Source organism: Pseudomonas sp. 8_5_2, from assembly GCF_059295255.1.
Genome location: NZ_CM181238.1, coordinates 2,253,287 through 2,270,714, shown reverse-complemented (window position 1 = coordinate 2,270,714; position 17,428 = coordinate 2,253,287). Strand labels below are relative to the sequence as shown.

The 17,428-nt window shown below is 56.3% G+C and carries 15 protein-coding genes; 12 read left to right on the top strand and 3 right to left on the bottom strand.

Annotated features, from left to right (window positions below):
* Nucleotides 1-8: 8 nt before the first annotated feature.
* A complete protein-coding gene (locus AC5O5R_RS10545) occupies nucleotides 9-926 on the top strand; it encodes a SphA family protein (protein ID WP_232891669.1) in 918 nt (305 codons plus the stop codon).
* Here the strand turns inward: AC5O5R_RS10545 and AC5O5R_RS10540 are convergent.
* Complete coding sequence (locus AC5O5R_RS10540) at nucleotides 921-1,586, bottom strand: GntR family transcriptional regulator (RefSeq protein WP_039591843.1); 666 nt, start codon at nucleotides 1,584-1,586, stop codon at nucleotides 921-923. The two genes, AC5O5R_RS10545 and AC5O5R_RS10540, sit on opposite strands and share 6 nt — an antisense overlap.
* Nucleotides 1,587-1,922: 336 nt before the next feature.
* Here AC5O5R_RS10540 and mhpB point away from each other — a divergent pair, with 336 nt between their 5' ends.
* The 10 genes from mhpB to AC5O5R_RS10490 all read left to right on the top strand — a co-directional run bounded on the left by mhpB (nucleotide 1,923) and on the right by AC5O5R_RS10490 (nucleotide 14,586).
* Complete coding sequence (mhpB, locus tag AC5O5R_RS10535; RefSeq protein WP_494515312.1) at nucleotides 1,923-2,867, top strand: 3-carboxyethylcatechol 2,3-dioxygenase; 945 nt, start codon at nucleotides 1,923-1,925, stop codon at nucleotides 2,865-2,867.
* Nucleotides 2,868-2,889: 22 nt separating this feature from the next.
* Nucleotides 2,890-3,747 carry an alpha/beta fold hydrolase gene (locus AC5O5R_RS10530; RefSeq protein WP_173880905.1) on the top strand — a complete coding sequence of 286 codons (858 nt, stop codon included), beginning with the start codon at nucleotides 2,890-2,892 and terminating at the stop codon, nucleotides 3,745-3,747.
* 11 nt (nucleotides 3,748-3,758) lie between these two features.
* Complete coding sequence (gene mhpD, locus AC5O5R_RS10525; RefSeq protein ID WP_494515311.1) at nucleotides 3,759-4,553, top strand: 2-keto-4-pentenoate hydratase; 795 nt, start codon at nucleotides 3,759-3,761, stop codon at nucleotides 4,551-4,553.
* A 13-nt stretch (nucleotides 4,554-4,566) separates the two neighbouring features.
* Nucleotides 4,567-5,505, top strand: coding sequence for an acetaldehyde dehydrogenase (acetylating) (locus tag AC5O5R_RS10520; protein WP_494515310.1), 939 nt, complete (start codon nucleotides 4,567-4,569; stop codon nucleotides 5,503-5,505).
* Between the two features lie 11 nt (nucleotides 5,506-5,516).
* Nucleotides 5,517-6,527: a 4-hydroxy-2-oxovalerate aldolase gene (gene mhpE, locus AC5O5R_RS10515; RefSeq protein WP_423519600.1), complete on the top strand. Its 1,011-nt coding sequence runs from the start codon at nucleotides 5,517-5,519 to the stop codon at nucleotides 6,525-6,527.
* A 267-nt stretch (nucleotides 6,528-6,794) separates the two neighbouring features.
* Complete coding sequence (mhpT, locus tag AC5O5R_RS10510; protein ID WP_135198397.1) at nucleotides 6,795-8,012, top strand: 3-(3-hydroxy-phenyl)propionate transporter MhpT; 1,218 nt, start codon at nucleotides 6,795-6,797, stop codon at nucleotides 8,010-8,012.
* Nucleotides 8,013-8,053: 41 nt separating this feature from the next.
* Complete coding sequence (locus AC5O5R_RS10505; RefSeq protein ID WP_135198396.1) at nucleotides 8,054-9,322, top strand: OprD family porin; 1,269 nt, start codon at nucleotides 8,054-8,056, stop codon at nucleotides 9,320-9,322.
* Nucleotides 9,323-9,384: 62 nt separating this feature from the next.
* Nucleotides 9,385-10,626 (top strand): MFS transporter, encoded by a 1,242-nt coding sequence (locus AC5O5R_RS10500; RefSeq protein ID WP_135198395.1) that lies wholly within the window; start codon nucleotides 9,385-9,387, stop codon nucleotides 10,624-10,626.
* A gap of 373 nt (nucleotides 10,627-10,999) precedes the next feature.
* On the top strand, nucleotides 11,000-12,748 hold the full coding sequence (locus AC5O5R_RS10495) for an FAD-dependent oxidoreductase (protein ID WP_135198394.1): 1,749 nt from the start codon (nucleotides 11,000-11,002) through the stop codon (nucleotides 12,746-12,748).
* Between the two features lie 194 nt (nucleotides 12,749-12,942).
* On the top strand, nucleotides 12,943-14,586 hold the full coding sequence (locus AC5O5R_RS10490; protein ID WP_494515309.1) for an acetolactate synthase large subunit: 1,644 nt from the start codon (nucleotides 12,943-12,945) through the stop codon (nucleotides 14,584-14,586).
* Nucleotides 14,587-14,604: 18 nt separating this feature from the next.
* On the opposite strand, the gene AC5O5R_RS10485 is transcribed toward AC5O5R_RS10490, so the two are convergent.
* Both AC5O5R_RS10485 and srpS read right to left on the bottom strand, forming a co-directional pair.
* Nucleotides 14,605-15,255, bottom strand: coding sequence for a TetR family transcriptional regulator (locus AC5O5R_RS10485; RefSeq protein ID WP_494515308.1), 651 nt, complete (start codon nucleotides 15,253-15,255; stop codon nucleotides 14,605-14,607).
* 5 nt (nucleotides 15,256-15,260) lie between these two features.
* Nucleotides 15,261-16,040, bottom strand: a complete 780-nt coding sequence (srpS, locus tag AC5O5R_RS10480) for a solvent efflux transporter transcriptional repressor SrpS (protein ID WP_423519610.1) — start codon at nucleotides 16,038-16,040, stop codon at nucleotides 15,261-15,263.
* A 226-nt stretch (nucleotides 16,041-16,266) separates the two neighbouring features.
* Here srpS and srpA point away from each other — a divergent pair, with 226 nt between their 5' ends.
* The gene (gene srpA / locus AC5O5R_RS10475; protein ID WP_494515307.1) at nucleotides 16,267-17,415 is read left to right on the top strand and encodes a solvent efflux RND transporter periplasmic adaptor subunit SrpA; all 1,149 of its coding nucleotides are present in this window, start codon (nucleotides 16,267-16,269) and stop codon (nucleotides 17,413-17,415) included.
* The last annotated feature ends 13 nt before the right edge of the window (nucleotides 17,416-17,428 follow it).

The following is a 17,428-nucleotide window of genomic DNA, read 5'->3' as shown; positions in this document are numbered from 1 at the left end:
TAATAACAATGAAAAGTTATGTAACACGCGCCGGCGTTGCTAGCGCGTTCGGATGCTCTTTGCTCGTTTCTTCGCTATGTTACGGTACTGAAAGTGGAGATACCGTTTGGCCGCTAGGCGTACAGACCGTTCTTCCGGCAATCCTGCCCCCACCAGGTGAAACCTCTTTGTACAGTTATACCGCCTACTACAAGGCGGATAGCTTTAAAGACAACAGTGGCAAATCCTCTGTCCCAGGGTTCAGCTTGGAGAATTTTGTTCAAGCTATTCGTGTGGTGCACACGTGGGACGTGAAATTCGATAGCGGCGTTACTCTCAGCAGCGGAATCATCGGGTCAGCGAACAAGATCAAGGTTGAGGCATTCGGAAACAGTGATACAGACTCCGGCTTCAGGCAGCTGTACCTTACCCCTCTATATGTCGGCTACTCGCCTTCCGAAAACTTGCACTTGCTAACGGGATTCAGTGCCTTTGTCCCATTGGGAAACTATGACGGTAATAAGTTAGCGAATAGCCCGCCAGGCTATGCGAGCTATACTCAGGAATTTGACCTAACCTGGTTCCCCCACCCTAACTGGGAGGTCTCGATTGCACCGACCTTCACCATCAATGCGAAGAACGACGACACCGACTATCGCTCGGGCAACGTGTTCAACGTCGACTACCTGCTTGGCTACAGGCTGCAGTCCAATCCCAAGGTTCAGCTGGGTTTGGTGGGATATTACACCAAGCAGGTCACCGATGATCGCTACGACCATGGTGACCTCGATGATGGGAACCGGCTGAGTAAATTCGCCGTTGGCCCCCAAATCTTCTATGCGTTTGATCAGAAGTCAGGGGTCGTGCTCAAGTGGATGCGTGAGACCGCGGTCAAGAACGGTCCCAAAGGCGACTCTCTATGGCTTGAGTTCGCGTTCCCGCTATGAGGCTAGCTTCTCAGCCTCAGGCATTTTAGATACGACATCCTTCGCCACACTGTGAATATGGCTCGCAGCCGCATTGGCTGCAGCCTTTTTGTTCCTCGTTTTCAGCGCTGCAAGAATCTCATCATGCTCATCAGTAGCAGCCCCCAAGTGCACTTGGAAGCCGCAGGTTTGCACGATGAAAAAGTCGGATAGCTCGAAATTTGCTACTTGGCGTGACGAGAGTATTGGCGATTTCGCCATTGAGTGCAGCACGCGATGGAATTCTACGTTCAAATTCCGATAACTGTCGGCAGCATCGCTGTGAGCTGGATTGATGCTTCTAATTTTGTCGTTGATCTCGGACATACGCAGCACATCATCAGGGGAGCCACGCTCAGCAGCAAGCCCTGCGATAAGCGCTTCGTTGTTCGCAAACATTTGGTAGAAGTCATCAACTTCCAAACGTGTAGGGTGCACAACCTCACATCCAACCTGGGCAGTGATCACGACAAAGCCCCTCTCCTGCAGGCTGTTCAGTGCGGTCATGATTGGCTGACGACTGACACCCGTTTCCTCGCTGATTTCCTTAACCAGGATTTTTTCACCGAACGCATATCTGCGATTCAGTAGGCGTTCCAAAATGTGCTGATAGATAGCGGTCTTCTTGTTTGCCACTTGCATCGGTGTGATCTTCCTAGGACTGAGTGCGCGATTCAACATTTCGCTAACTGGCTTGCATACTAGCATTTCGGATAGTAAACCAGATTTTCGCACCAATCGCTTCGTCATCCGTCGCGCCCGATTTTTTCCAAGGCGTGAATCCATACGACGATGAGCGGGCATCTCCAAGCTTGCATGCTAGCATTCTAGCATTCTAGCGTGCATGATGATCAGGCAGACAAAAACAAATCTACCTGCATGGCGCTGCCCCTCTGCCGTAAGGCATTGAGGAAAGCGCTCATGCCGTCCCAGTGCGAGGCGGCCTGCACTGGGGCACGACGTAAAGGTTTCGTATCGATGAACGCTTACCTGCATTGCCTATCGCACACGCCCCTCATTGGGCATTTCGATCCGCCCAAGAACGTGCTGGATGAAGTAGATGAGGTGATCCGCGCCGCCCGTGCACGCATCGCCGCTTTCGATCCTGAGCTCGTGGTGCTTTTCGCTCCAGACCATTACAACGGCTTCTTTTACGATGTCATGCCCCCTTTCTGCCTGGGCATGGCGGCAGAAGCCATCGGCGATTTCGGCTCGCTCGCCGGCACCCTGTCTGTCCCCAAATCCATCGCTGAAGCTTGTGCTGAGTCTCTGCTGAGCAATGGCATCGACATGCCTGTTTCGTATCGCATGCAGGTCGACCACGGCTTCGCTCAACCGCTCGAATTTCTTCTCGGCGGCCTGGACAAGTATCCGGTCTTGCCGATCTTCGTGAACTGTGTGGCGCCGCCTCTGCCTACCTTCGAGCGAGTCAGATTGATGGGTGATGCGGTCGGTCGATTCACGCGCACCCTGAACAAGCGGGTGCTGTTCCTGGGATCGGGCGGCCTTTCACATCAACCTCCAGTTCCGGAGTTAGCCAAAGTCGATGCCCGGATGGCTGATCGGCTCATGGGCAGTGGCCGCAACCTGCCAGAAGACGAGCGCACCGCTCGCACCCAACGCGTGGTCATCGCAGCTGAGCGATTTGTCGAAGATCAGAACACCCTCCACCCGCTGAATCCCGAGTGGGATCAATACTTCCTCGACGTTGTTGAGCAGGACCTGTTGAGCGATCTGGATAAGCTCCCCAACGCACATCTTTCCGAATTGGCCGGCAAATCCACGCATGAGGTCAAGGCCTGGGTCGCTGCGTTCTCAGCGCTCGCTGCCCACGGCGCATACACCGCGACAGATCGCTACTACCGAGAGATCCCGGAGTGGATCGCAGGCTTCGGCTCTATCAGTGCGCACTCTCAGCGCTAACAACCTTCACGGAGAATCAATCGTGACTGCAATTACTGAAAAAGACACCAGCAAATTCGTTCGCGTCCAAGACGGCGAGCTGGATCTGAATATTCATTACAACGACTGCGGTGAAGGCAAAGAAACGGTTGTCATGCTGCACGGTTCTGGCCCTGGTGCTAGCGGCTGGGCCAACTTCAATCGCAACATCGAGCCACTGGTAGAGGCTGGCTTCCGGGTCATCCTCATGGACTGCCCTGGCTGGAGTAAAAGTGATTCGATCGTCAGCACAGGCTCTCGCTCCGATCTTAATGCCCGTGTTCTGAAAGGTTTGGTCGATAAGCTGGACCTGGACAAGGTGCACTTGCTGGGCAACTCCATGGGTGGCCATACAGCCGTAGCCTTCACGCTGACTTGGCCTGAGCGCGTAGGCAAACTCGTGCTTATGGGCGGAGGCACCGGCGGGGTCAGCCCATTCGTATCAATGCCGACTGAAGGCATCAAATTGCTCAACGGCCTGTACCGCGAGCCAACGATCGAAAACCTCAAGAAGATGATGAACATCTTCGTCTACGACACCAGCGACCTCACCGAGGAACTGTTCCAAGCGCGCCTGGACAACATGCTGGCTCGAAAAGACCATCTCGAAAACTTCACCGCGAGCCTCGCTGCGAACCTCAAGCAGTTCCCTGACTTCAGTCATCGCCTCGGCGAGATTCAGGCCGAGACCCTCGTAGTTTGGGGTCGCAATGACCGCTTTGTCCCGATGGACACCGGCCTGCGCCTGGTTGCCGGCATCCCCAACTCTCAACTGCATGTCTTCAACAAATGCGGCCACTGGGCCCAATGGGAACACGCGGACACGTTCAACCGCATGGTTCTCGACTTCCTCACCCACTGATCGAGGTCACGATGAACATTACACAAGAGACCCTTGAGCGCTTGGCGGCTGATCTGCGCAGAGCTGAAGGAAAGGGCGAGCCTGTTGGACCACTGCGTGACGTGATCGGCGCCACAAACGTGGAAAGTGCCTATGCGATTCAACGCTTGAACCAAGCCCATGCCATCGCAAATGGACAGCGTCTGGTTGGCCGCAAGATTGGATTGACCAACCCCAAGGTCCAGGCCCAGCTGGGCGTAGACCAGCCGGACTTCGGCTGCCTGTTTGCAGGCATGGCGTACGGCGACAACGAAGTGGTTCCGTTCGAACGTGTTCTGCAGCCCAAAATCGAGGCAGAAATTGCACTGGTTCTGGAACGCGACCTGCCTAGCGCTTCCACAACTTTCGCAGACGTCATCGCCGCAACTGGCTGGGTTCTCCCGGCGCTTGAAATTGTCGGCAGCCGCATTGAGGGCTGGAACATCAAGTTCGCCGACACCGTAGCAGACAACGCATCAAGCGGATGCTTTGTGCTCGGTGGTCCTGCACAGCGCATCGACGGGCTTGACCTGCGGGGTGCAACGATGCGCCTCTCGAAAAACGGTGAACTTGTCAGCTCCGGAAATGGCGCTGAATGCCTGGGTAACCCGCTGAACGCGGCCGTTTGGCTCGCCCGCACAATGGCTGGGTTTGGTGAGCCACTGAAAGCAGGTGACATCATCCTCACCGGTGCATTAGGGCCGATGGTTGGCGTAAGCCCAGGTGATCATTTTGAAGCCGAGATCGATGGCCTTGGCCGCGTCGGCGTGTCGTTCAGTGTCGAGTGATGGAGATCTAGAAATGACTACAAAACGCAAAGTCGCCATTGTCGGCTCCGGAAACATCGGCACCGATTTGATGATCAAGATCCTGCGCAATGCCAAGCACCTGGAAATGGCCGTGATGGTTGGTATCGACGCTGCTTCTGATGGTCTGGCCCGCGCAGGCCGAATGGGCGTGGCTACCACTCACGAAGGGGTCGCCGGCCTGATCAAAATGCCAGAGTTTGCTGACATCGATTTCGTCTTTGATGCAACCAGCGCCGGTGCTCACGTCAAAAACGACGCCATGCTGCGTGAGTGCAAACCGGGCATCCGTGTGATCGACCTTACTCCGGCAGCTATCGGCCCATACTGTGTGCCGGTGGTGAACCTCGAAGAACACGTCAACGCGCAGAACCTGAACATGGTCACGTGCGGCGGGCAAGCAACTATTCCGATGGTCGCTGCAGTATCGCGTGTTGCCAAAGTGCATTACGCAGAGATCGTCGCATCAATTGCCTCCAAATCGGCAGGCCCTGGCACCCGTGCGAACATCGACGAGTTCACTGAAACCACCTCGAAAGCCATCGAAGTCATTGGCGGCGCAGCCAAAGGTAAAGCCATCATCATCATGAACCCGGCTGAGCCTCCTCTGATGATGCGCGACACCGTCTACGTGTTGTCTGAAGCAGCGGACCAGGATCAGGTTGAGGCCTCCATTGAAGAAATGGTTGCCGCCGTGAATGCGTATGTCCCCGGCTACCGCCTCAAGCAGAAAGTGCAGTTTGAAGTCATCCCTGAATCTGCCCCACTGAACATTCCCGGCCACGGCAAATTCAGCGGCCTGAAGACCTCTGTTTTCCTTGAGGTCGAGGGTGCTGCACATTACTTGCCATCGTACGCAGGCAATCTCGACATCATGACTTCTGCTGCGTTGGCTACCGCCGAGCGCATGGCACAGTCGATGAGCCAAGCCTGAGGAGCGCAGATATGAACGGTAAAAAGCTCTACATTTCGGACGTGACCCTGCGTGATGGTATGCACGCTATTCGTCACCAGTACTCGCTGGATCAGGTCCAAGCAATCGCTCGAGCACTGGATGCCGCCAAGGTCGATTCGATCGAGGTCGCTCACGGTGACGGCCTTCAAGGCTCCAGCTTCAACTACGGCTTTGGCGCACACACCGACATCGAGTGGATCGAAGCTGCCGCCGACGCAGTGAAGCACGCCAAGATTGCAACGTTGCTGCTCCCAGGCATCGGTACTTTGCACGACCTCAAAGCTGCCTACAGCGCGGGCGCTCGCGTTGTCCGTGTCGCCACCCATTGCACCGAGGCCGATGTCTCCAAGCAACACATCGAATACGCCCGCGAGCTCGGTATGGACACGGTAGGCTTCCTGATGATGAGCCACATGCAGACCCCCGAAGGGCTCGCGCAGCAGGCCAAACTGATGGAAGGCTACGGTGCCACCTGCATCTACGTCGTCGACTCCGGCGGCGCGATGAATATGGATGACATCCGTGCGCGCTTCCGCGCAGTGAAAGCGGTGCTCGATCCGGCCACTCACACCGGTATCCACGCGCACCACAACCTGAGCCTCGGCGTGGCCAACTCGATCGTCGCCGTCGAAGAAGGCTGTGACCGCATCGACGCGAGCCTGTCAGGCATGGGCGCCGGGGCCGGTAATGCACCACTGGAAGTGTTCATTGCGGCCGCAGACAAGCTGGGTTGGAACCACGGCACTGACCTGTACGCCCTGATGGACGCAGCAGATGATCTGGTTCGCCCACTTCAGGATCGCCCGGTACGTGTTGACCGAGAGACTCTCGCTCTCGGCTACGCCGGTGTGTATTCGAGCTTCCTTCGCCACGCAGAAGTTGCAGCTGCTCGCTACGGCATCAAAGCAGTAGACATCCTGGTCGAGCTGGGCAAACGCCGCATGGTCGGCGGCCAGGAAGACATGATCGTCGATGTCGCACTGGATTTGCTGAAGCGCTGAGGTTCGCAGACAGCTCCACGCAAGCTGTCTGCAGCAATCCCCTCCCGTCAGGGAGGGGGTCTATGAGACAACAATAAGAGAGACCACCCGACATGAATGCCTCGCAAAATCCCTACTGGCAGCACCTCCGAACACGCAGTGATCAGCCCACCTACTCACTCTTTTCTGAGTGATTACTGAGCTGATGTAGCTCCACATTACTGGCGTTACTAAAACCACAATCACGTGTTTTCTGAAGACCTTTCAAGGGCTTCGGAGGGGGTCGCTATGACTGACAAAACTGACAAGACCAAACTTTTCATCACCATCGCGCTTTGCTTCCTCGTAGCATTGATGGAAGGCTTGGATCTCCAAGCCCCAGGGATCGCGGCTCACGGCATGTCTGCCGACTACAGCTTGGATAAGCTGGAAATGGGCTGGGTCTTCAGTGTTGGCGTACTTGGTATGCTCCCAGGCGCTTTCATTGGCGGCCGCCTTGCTGATCGCTATGGCCGGAAGAAAGTACTCATCGTCTCGGTTGCACTATTCGGCATCTTCTCCCTCGTCACTACGGTTGCCTGGAGCTTCAGCGCGTTGCTGTTCGCCCGGCTCCTGACAGGCGTGGGGTTGGGAGCATCGCTGCCCAACCTGATCGCACTCGCCTCTGAAGCCGCTGGTGAGCGCATGCGAGGCACGGCAGTAAGCTTGATGTACTGCGGTGTACCGCTGGGGGCCGCGTTGGCAGCCGCCATTGGGCTGCTGGATTTCGGGGCTGGCTGGAAGCTCGTCTTCTACGTCGGCGGCGTGGTCCCTTTGGTCATCGTTCCCTTGCTGGTTCTCTTCCTGCCCGACGTGTACAAGCAATCAATTGCAGCCACCACCACGATCGAAGTTCCCTCCACCAAAGCCATCCTGGTTGAAGGCGGTGCACTGAAGAAAACCCTGCTCCTGTGGGTTAGCTTCTTCTTCACACTGATGGTCACCTACATCCTGATCAACTGGCTGCCAAGCATCCTGATTGGACAGGGATTCAAACCGAGCGAGGCAAGCGTCGTCGTATTGGCCATGCAGCTTGGAGCGGCCGTGGGTACGTTGATGCTCGGCGTTGCCATGGATCGCCTACCTATCTGGGCCATGTCGGCACTGGTTTATGGGGGCATTCTGATTTCCTTGGCCTGCCTGACCGTGGCGGCTTCACTCCCTACCATGATCGGTGCAGGATTCTTGGCCGGCATCTTCACAACGGGTGGCCAGTGCGTGCTCTACGCCCTTGCTCCTCAGTTCTATCCCGCCAATGGCCGGGCGACCGGGACCGGCGCAGCACTCGCTGTCGGTCGTATTGGTGCCATGACGGGACCACTCGTCGTAGGAAAAATGATGGTCCTGGGGGCCGGTGCGGGCGGCGTAATGTTGGCCTCGGCGCCGGGCATCGTTCTAGCGGCTATCTCGCTGCTTTATCTCTCGTCTCTGAAGAAGCGCCCTGAGCTGAGTGCTTCAGCGGTTTGACCGAAATTGCGTCATCACAAAAACAAAAAAGAAGACACGACATGAGCAAATCAACAACTATTGCATTCGCCGGGCTGCTGGCTATGCATGCTGCTTCACTCCAGGCAGCCGGGTTCGTGGAAGATTCGAAAGCTAAGGTAACGCTGCGCAACTATTACTTCGATCGCAATTACATCAACCAGACGCCGCAAGCTGCGGCGCGAGAGTGGGCCCAAGGCTTCATCGTCAATTTCAACTCGGGCTTCACCGAGGGCGTGGTCGGCTTTGGATTGGATGCTCAAGCCATGATGGGTTTGCGCCTGGACTCCTCACCAGACCGGGTAGGCACTGGCCTCTTGCCGTTCTCTGCCGCCACCAGGGAGCCCGCTAAGGATTACTCCGAGCTAGGGCTCACAGCGAAGATCAAAGTTTCCAAAACCGAGCTGCAGTACGGCACTGTGAGCACGTTCTTGCCGATCGCATTCGCAAGTCCAACACGGCTGCTGCCACAGACTTTCCGCGGGACCTACCTGCGCTCGCAAGACATCAGCAATTTGTCACTGCACGCGGGGTGGTTGGACCGAATCAACCTACGAGATTCAACTGATTACCAAAAGATGCGAGTTTCAGCGCCGAACGGACGTTTCAACGGAGCTGCGGAGTCTGATGCCTTCTATTTCTTGGGCGGCGATTACGCCTGGTCCAAAAACCTAACCCTCAAGTACTACTACGCAGAGCTGGAAGACATCTACGACAAGAACTACCTCGGTTTCGTCGACACCCGTGAGCTGGGTTCAGGACGGCTCACTTCCGACTTCCGCTTCTATGACTCCAAAGACAATGGATCCGCAAAAGCTGGGCAGGTAGACAACCGCAATACTGCATTGATGATGACCTACCAGCTCGGCGTGCATCGTCTCGGCGTTGGCTTCATGCAGCTGACCGGCGATACCGCTATGCCCTATCTCTTTGGTACTGAGCCTCTGGTGATAACCGAAGGCACCCTAAGCTCGGAGTTCCTAAACCCTAAAGAGAGAAGCTGGCAGGTCAAGTACGACTATGACTTCGCTGGGGTTGGCGTCCCAGGACTGAAGGGCATGTTGCGTTACGTCAGCGGGGACAACATTGATCTTCCGAACCTTGGCGGCGGCAATCTCAAAGAGTCGGAAAAAGACGTCGAGCTTTCCTATGTCATCCAGAGCGGTACCTTCAAAGATGTGGCACTCCGAGTAAGGCACGCTTGGTATCGAAATGATTTCGGTCCTGGCGCTACTCACCGTGATGACAATGAGCTGCGAGTGAACGTCGACTACACATTTGCTTTGTGGTGAAACGACGCGCTAGTGCCGTTTCAATCCGGGGAAGAAAAAGAGTGACGACATAGGAGTTGAGCATGACAGGTCGCAGCACACTAGGGATCTGGTTTACTTTTCTGTTTGGTGCGATCTGCGCGCTTGGCCCAATGTCAATTGACATGTCCTTGCCTGGGATTCCTAACTTGGAGCATGAACTGGGTGTGCAAGGGGGAAAAGGCTCGTTGACCTTGGCGATATTCCTCGCTGGGTTCTGCTCAACACCTCTTGTCAGCGGGCTGATCGCTGATCGCTTCGGTCGTCGCATCACGCTACTAGTCAGCCTATTATGCTACAGCCTCGCAGCTTTAGCCTGTTCACACTCCAGTGACTTCACGGCTCTGCTTGTGGCTAGAGCTTTCCAGGGTGCCGCTGCCGGTGCATGTGTTGCCCTTCCGTTCTCGATTGTCAGAGAGAGTCTTCCAGAACAGACAGCACGCACCCATATAGCCAGCTTGACGGCGGTTGTGGGTCTCGGACCATTGATCGCGCCATTGCTTGGCGGCGTGATCACTGATTTCTGGTCCTGGCGTACGGTTCACCTCGTACAGGCGCTGGCGGGGGCCGCCATTTGGCTTGGGCTCTGTTTAACCTATAAAGAAACACTTATACCGACCCTGCGTAAGCAAATCTCGTTCACCTCAGCAGTCATTCGATGCGCGGCATTTTTGAAGAACCTGGTTTTTTCCTGCTCATCAATCATCTATGCCGCTTGCTTTACCATCATGTTCGTATTCATCACGGCTTCGCCAAAAATTTTTTACGGTGATTACTCTGTAACGGGGCTTCAATTTTCATTGCTTATTTCTCTCATCTCAGGTGCCGCGTTTTTTGGCTCCTTGACCACCGCTGCCTTGAACCGTCGAGGCTGGACCGACAGAAGGGTCATGGTGATCGGCTGTTCAGGCTTACTGATTAGCATCGCAGCACTCGTACTGCAGAGAACGCTCGGCGAAATTTCGTTAACCATGCTTGTCGTATTTACCAGCCTAACGATCTACTTTTTTGGATTGGTATCCCCAGCAGCAACCCACAGTGCACTTTCAACGGCAACAGAGGATAGAGGCACCGCCTCAGGACTCCTCCGGACTGTTCAAATGCTTTTCTCCGCAGGGATTAGTGTGACTCTTCCTTGGTTCTACGAGCTGATGCCGGCCTTGAGTGCAGCGTTGCTGTTGATGAGTTTCTGCCTAGCTGCGGCCCTCATTGCTCTGGTAGGTATGATAGCTACTTGTCGCCCCATATCAGAAAGAGAAGAAATTGAAGCGGTTGAAAAAACTTAACTGCTTGCGCGCTGAGTGCCCCCAGGGGATGGGCAAAAGCAGGCACTAGAGAGGCTGACGAAATGCAGCTTCAGCCTCGTTGTCTACGTCATGCTTGCATGCTAGCATGCAAGCATGGGTTGGCGGCAGGCTACTCCTCGCACTTTGCGTTGACCTGATTGCCCTGAACCTAAAGAACAATAAATATCCGGAGGTCCCATGCAGCAGCCCCTCATCCCATACGCGCACTCTAAGTCGCAGCGTTCTGACGTTCGTCCTTAAAAGCTGGCACTGCCTGACGCCTAGTTCGTCGGCGTTCCGGTTTCCAGCACCAAAACTGATCCGAGCCTTAGCGAGCTCGAAACGACCTTTGTAACGCCTGGAGAATAAGAAAATGACTACCTCCAATAGCTTTGACACCGATGTTTTGGTGATCGGCACTGGCCCTGCTGGTGCGACCACTGCCCTAGCACTCGCCACCTACGGTGTGCGGGTAAAAATGGTCACCATGTTCAACTGGCTGGCAAACTCGCCGCGCGCTCACATCACGAACCAGCGTGCCATGGAGGTCGTGCGTGACCTTGGGTTGGAAGAGGAGGTGGTGAGAGCGGCCACGCCCTGGGATCAGATGGGCGATACGCTGTTCACCACCAGTTTGGCAGGTGAAGAAATCGCACGTATGCGCACCTGGGGCACTGGCGACAAACGCAAGGGCGACTACGTCCAGGGCAGTCCATGCACCATGCTGGATCTCATCCAGCCTGAAATGGAGTCTATCCTGCTCAAGCATGCTGCAGCACGCGGTGCTCAAGTGAGCTTCAACACCGAATACTTGAGCCATAAGCAGGATGCCGAAGGTGTAACTGCTCGCATGAAGGACGTTCTGACCGGTATCGAATACGAGGTCCGAGCGAAGTATCTGGTGGGCGCCGATGGAGCCAACTCCAAAGTAGCTAAAGAAATCGACCTACCGATCGTAGGCGAGATGGCAAGGGCTGGAACCGCATACGTCATTTTCAACGCAGACCTGAGCAAGTACGTAGAACACCGTCCAAGTATCCTGCAGTGGATCGCTACTCCAGAGGCTGGTTTCGGTGAGATCGGCATGGGTTTGTTGCGCGCCATCCGTCCGTGGGATCAGTGGATTGCGGGTTGGGGCTTCGACATAACCAAAGGCGCTCCGGATCTATCGCCAGAAGTGGTACTAGACAAGATTCGTCTTTTGGTCGGTGATCCCAAGCTGGAAGTTCAGATCGAACGCATGTCGACCTGGTATGTAAACCAAGCACATGCCACCGAGTACTCCCGTGGCCGAGTGTTCTGTGCCGGCGACGCTGTTCACCGTCACCCACCATCAAGCGGCCTGGGCTCCAACACCTGTATGCAGGATGGCTTCAACCTTGCCTGGAAGCTGGCTTACGTTCTTAAAGGCTTTGCCGATCCGAATCTGCTGGAAAGCTACACCGCAGAGCGTGCTCCCGTGGGCAAGCAGATCGTGGCACGTGCCAACCAGTCGCGTAAGGACTATGCCCTGCTGAAAGAGTGCTTCAACTTTGGCAATGGCGTGGACACAATCGCCAAGCTGCTTGATCGCATGCGTGACCCCAGCCCGGCTGGTGTGGAAGTTCGCATGAACCTGCAGAAGGCGCTGGAAATCAAGAGTCGCGAATTCAACGCTCAAGGTGTCGAGCTGAACCAGCGCTACGTGTCCTCTGCCGTTAAAGCTGATCCTAGGGATGGTGTTGAACTCTGGGCTCGTGACAAAGAACTGTACCTGCAGGCTACCACTCGCCCTGGTGCCAAGCTTCCTCACGCTTGGCTGGTTAACGAAAACGGCCACCGGATTTCTACACTCGATGTCGTGGGTAAAGGGCAAATGACGCTTATCACGGGCCTTGCCGGCCAGGCATGGGTGGCTGCTGCAGAAAGCTTGAACCAGCCATTCCTGAAAACCGTTGTCACAGGCGCAAAAGGGACCGCGGACCTCTACTGCGATTGGCAATCGGTTCGTGAGATTCACGAGGCAGGCGCGCTTCTGGTTCGACCTGATGGCTATGTCGCTTGGCGGCACAGCAACGCTGTTTGGTCGGCCGACGAAGCAGTTTCAGAACTGCAGCAGGCTCTCCAAAGCGTCCTCGGTTAAGCAATACCTCAGAGGCCCGGCTCGATGCCGGGCCTTCTTTTTATTTGCTCCAACCGCGCTGGAGGCCACTCGGCCGCTGCGCTGCAAACACTAGATGTAAAAACCAACCGATAAGAGCCCGTGGGAGAGTGGCGCACCTGCTGCTGCGCCTCCCTCTCAGGTCCAAACTGCCTCGAGTGCGATGAGGGTGAACTATGGCTAAGGCCGCTGATGTCGTTGTGCAATGCCTGGAAAACGAAGGTGTCGAGTATGTATTCGGCATTCCCGGTGAGGAGAACCTCGACCTGCTGGAATCCCTGCGCAAGTCGAAGATCAAGCTGGTACTGACCCGTCACGAGCAGTCCGCGGGCTTCATGGCCGCCACCTATGGTCGCCTAACCGGCAAGACCGGCGTCAGCCTGTCGACCCTCGGCCCTGGCGCTACCAACCTGGTAACCGCCAGTGCGTACGCCTACCTGGGCGGTATGCCGATGATGATGATTACCGGCCAGAAGCCGATCAAGAAGTCCAAGCAGGGCCGCTTCCAGATCATCGATGTGTGCGGCATGATGGACCCCATCACCAAGTACACCCACCAGTTCGCCTCGGCCGACAACATCCCTTCGCGCATGCGTGAAGCGTTCCGCCTGGCCGAAGAAGAAAAACCGGGCGCCGTGCACCTGGAACTGCCGGAAGACATCGCCGCCGAGCAGACCGATGCCATGCCGATCCCGCGCAGCTTGCACCGCCGGCCGCTGGCCGAGCACGTGGCCATCGAGGCTGCCATCGAGAAACTGCGCACCGCACGCAGCCCTATCCTGGTGATCGGTGCCGGCGCCAACCGCAAGATGACCGCCAAGGTCCTCAAGCAGCTGGTCGATAAGACTGGTATCCCGTTCGTCACCACCCAGCTGGGCAAGGGTGTGGTTGACGAGCGCAGCCCGCGCTTCCTGGGTAACGCTGCGCTGTCGTCCGGTGATTTCGTGCACCGTGCGATCGAAGCGGCTGACCTGATCGTCAACATCGGCCACGATGTGATCGAGAAGCCGCCGTTCTTCATGGTCCGTGGCGGCACCGAAGTCATCCATATCAACTTCCGTTCCGCCGAAGTCGACGCCGTGTACTTCCCGCAGGTAGAAGTGATCGGCGACATCGCCAACGCCGTCTGGCAGATCGCTGAAGGCCTGGGCGACACCTCGCACTGGGACTTCACCCGTCTCATGGCGATTCGTGAAGCCAACGAAGCCCAGATCGCCGAAGGCGCCGACGATGACCGCTTCCCGGTCTATCCTCAGCGCCTGGTGGCCGACATCCGTCGCGTGCTGCCGTCCGAAGGCATCGTCGCTCTAGACAACGGCATCTACAAGATCTGGTTCGCCCGCAACTACAAGGCGCACAAGCCCAACACCGTGCTGCTCGACAACGCCTTGGCGACCATGGGCGCCGGCCTGCCGTCAGCCATGGCCGCCCATTTGGTGTACCCGGATCGCCCGGTAATTTCGGTGTGTGGCGACGGTGGCTTCATGATGAACAGCCAGGAATTGGAAACCGCGGTTCGCCTGAACATGCACATTACCGTGGTAATCCTGCGTGACGACGGCTACGGCATGATCCGCTGGAAGCAGGCGAACATGGGCTTCACCGATTTCGGTCTCGACTACGGCAATCCGGACTTCGTCAAATATGCCGAAGCCTATGGTGCCAATGGACACAGGGTGGAAAGCGCGGATGCTTTGCTGCCACTGTTGGATCATTGTATTGCCAACCCCGGCGTTCACGTCATTGACTGCCCAGTCGACTACAGCGAGAACGACCGCATCCTGAACAGTGAACTGCGCGAGCGAGCGCTGGCGGTCTAATCAGTGGCAGAAACGGCGCTACTGTTGACAGTACTCTGTTGAGGCTTGCGGAACTTGAACCTCCTCGCACAGTAAGTGGCGAGGAGGCTCCTTGAGCAACGCCAAGAATGATCTCAGCGCGGCTTTGATGACTTGAGGCGGTTGATGCTGGCTGCGTAGGCCCTCATAAAGCAACCCGGTGACCAACCCTTTGAAGACGGCTATCGAAGTGAGAAGGTCCAGAGTCTTCGGCAATTCACCTTGAATAATCGCATGCCTAAGCACCTGATGAATGTACTGCAGGAATCGATTACTCGCTTGCTCCATGCGGCTATGGATCAGACCCGATTCGTCCCCCCCCTGATAAATCAAGATTTCCGAGAACCGCTTTGACTGGGGGCTATTAACAGCATCAAGCATGGCGGTCACCACAGCTTCCCAGGAGAGTTCGATTCCGTCGTCGGCGGAGAACTCCAATTCAAGTGGATGCTGCCGCGATGTCAGCACCGCCTGAAGTACTTCTTGCTTCCCATTGAAATGCCAATAAACGGCGCCACGAGTGACGCCTGCCTTTCGGGCTATTTGGTCCAGCGTAGCGTCTGGAACTCCTTGGGCAGCGAACACCTCGACAGCCGCGTCGATAATGCGCTGTCGTGTTTCCTCAGCCTCGGCTACCGTCTTCCTGGCCATTTTAACTAGGGCGCTTTCTTTGACGCGCGACCGATGGCGCGCTCTATATTCTGCTTGGTCAATAGCAGAGCTTTTTTGATCGTGTCCGACTGCTTACTCGCTCTGGAACTCGGCATTACGACTGCGAGGGAGTAATAGCCAAGGTAGGTATCCAAAAGCGTTGCGAATGAGCAAACGCCATCGATATGTTCATCCAGATCGCTTGCTATGCCGCTCGCCCTGATTTCACTCAGTTGCTTAATCAGCGCCTGTCGTCCGAGCGTGTTTGGGGTGAACACTGGAAGTTGATCACTGAGTGCTGCTGGGAGTGACTCCTCAGGCAGCGCTGCCAAAAGGACCTTACCTGCGGCGGTCGCAGCGGCGGGCACATTGATGCCAATCGGAAACACCACACGCAGCTCTCGTTCTGACACGATGCGATCCAGCACGTAGATTTTATCGCCGGCCAGAGAAGCCAGGCAGACCGACTCTTCAAGCTCCTCCGCCAGTGAGCGTAAGTACGGCTTTACCAACGAAAGAATGTCTGATTGTGCCTGGTTGATGAGCTGGCCAAGCGCCGGCCCAAGGCGGAAGCCTCCACTAGGGCCCAATGCCTCAACCAAAAACTCTTCTTCCAGGGCGTTGATGATTCTCTGGACGGTCGAGCGCGGCAGCCCGACCAACTGCGCGATAGCCGCCAAACTCAAGCCATTCGGATGACTGCCAAGGGCTCGCATGATCGAGGCAGCTCTGGCGATGACTTGAATACCCCCCGCCTTGCCACCGACTTCGTCTGATTGGTTCATATCTCTCCTCAGCGTGCACCGCTGCAGCATCTGTTATGGCCGCCACTTTAGAGCTCCGTGCCTCGCCTAGCCAGTCACACGTTCCGAACACCTATCTCACCAACGTTCGACCGATGGTTATTACTGCTTGCTTGCGCTCATAGTATCGCATAGTGGTACACTTGACCACATGGTGATTCAGCAATTACAAGTCCCCGGCCTAGGGGCGCAGAGATGGAGCAAATCGGTGAGACAGATACGATCCTCGCGTGCATTACATGCAATTCCCCTAACGGCGCTGATGCTGGTGACCGGCTGTGGTGAAAAAGACCACATCGCCTCAGCTCCGCCTCCCCCTGACGTGGGCGTATACACCGTCCGCTCACAGTCTCTGACCCTGACAACCGACCTGCCCGGCCGGACCTCGGCCTACCGGGTAGCGGAAGTGCGCCCACAAGTATCGGGGATCCTTCAAAAGCGGTTCTTTGTTGAGGGGACTGAGGTCAAGCTGGGTCAGCAGCTCTATCAAATTGACCCGCGTACCTATGAGGCGCAATTGCGTCGGGCCGAAGCCAATCGAACTACTGCGCAGAACCTGGCTCGACGATATGAAACGTTGTTGAAAACCAAGGCTGTGAGCAAGCAGCAGTACGACGATGCCCTTGCCGCATGGAAACAGGCGGAGGCTGACTATCAGGTCGCTCGTATCGACGTTCAGTACACCCGTGTGCTTTCGCCGATCTCAGGCCGCATCGGACGGTCGACAGTTACCGAGGGTGCACTCGTTACTAACGGTCAAGCACAGTCGCTCGCCACTGTTACTCAGCTAGACCCGATCTATGTTGACGTCACTCAGCCGATCACGAAGCTGCTGGGCCTGCAACAGGCATTGGAGTCAGGGCGACTTCAGAAGACAGGTGAGAACCAGGCCGAAGTCAGCCTGACCCTGGATGACGGTAGTGCTTACCCAATCCCGGGCGCCCTTAAGTTTTCTGAGGTCAGCGTTGATCCGACCACAGGTTCAGTAACCCTTCGCGCCGAATTCCCGAATCCTAATCGCAAGTTGCTTCCAGGCATGTTTGTTCACGCCCTCCTGAAGGAAGGTGTGCAGCAGGCGGCGATCCTGGTTCCACAACAAGCCATCAGCCGCGATACGCGTGGCGTGCCAAGTGTCTGGGTGGTGAAGGCCGACAACACTGTTGAGGCCCGCGAGGTCCAGACCCTACGAACTGTGGGCAACGCCTGGCTGATCAGCAAAGGCGTATCCGAGGGAGAGCGAATCGTGACCGAAGGTGTTCAACGTGTCCGCAGCGGCATCGCCGTCAATGCGGTAGAAGCCAAAAATGTGGATTTGGTAGCTGACTTCGCCGCTACCACTGAAGCCTCGGCTAACTGAGGGGGCGCCGTAA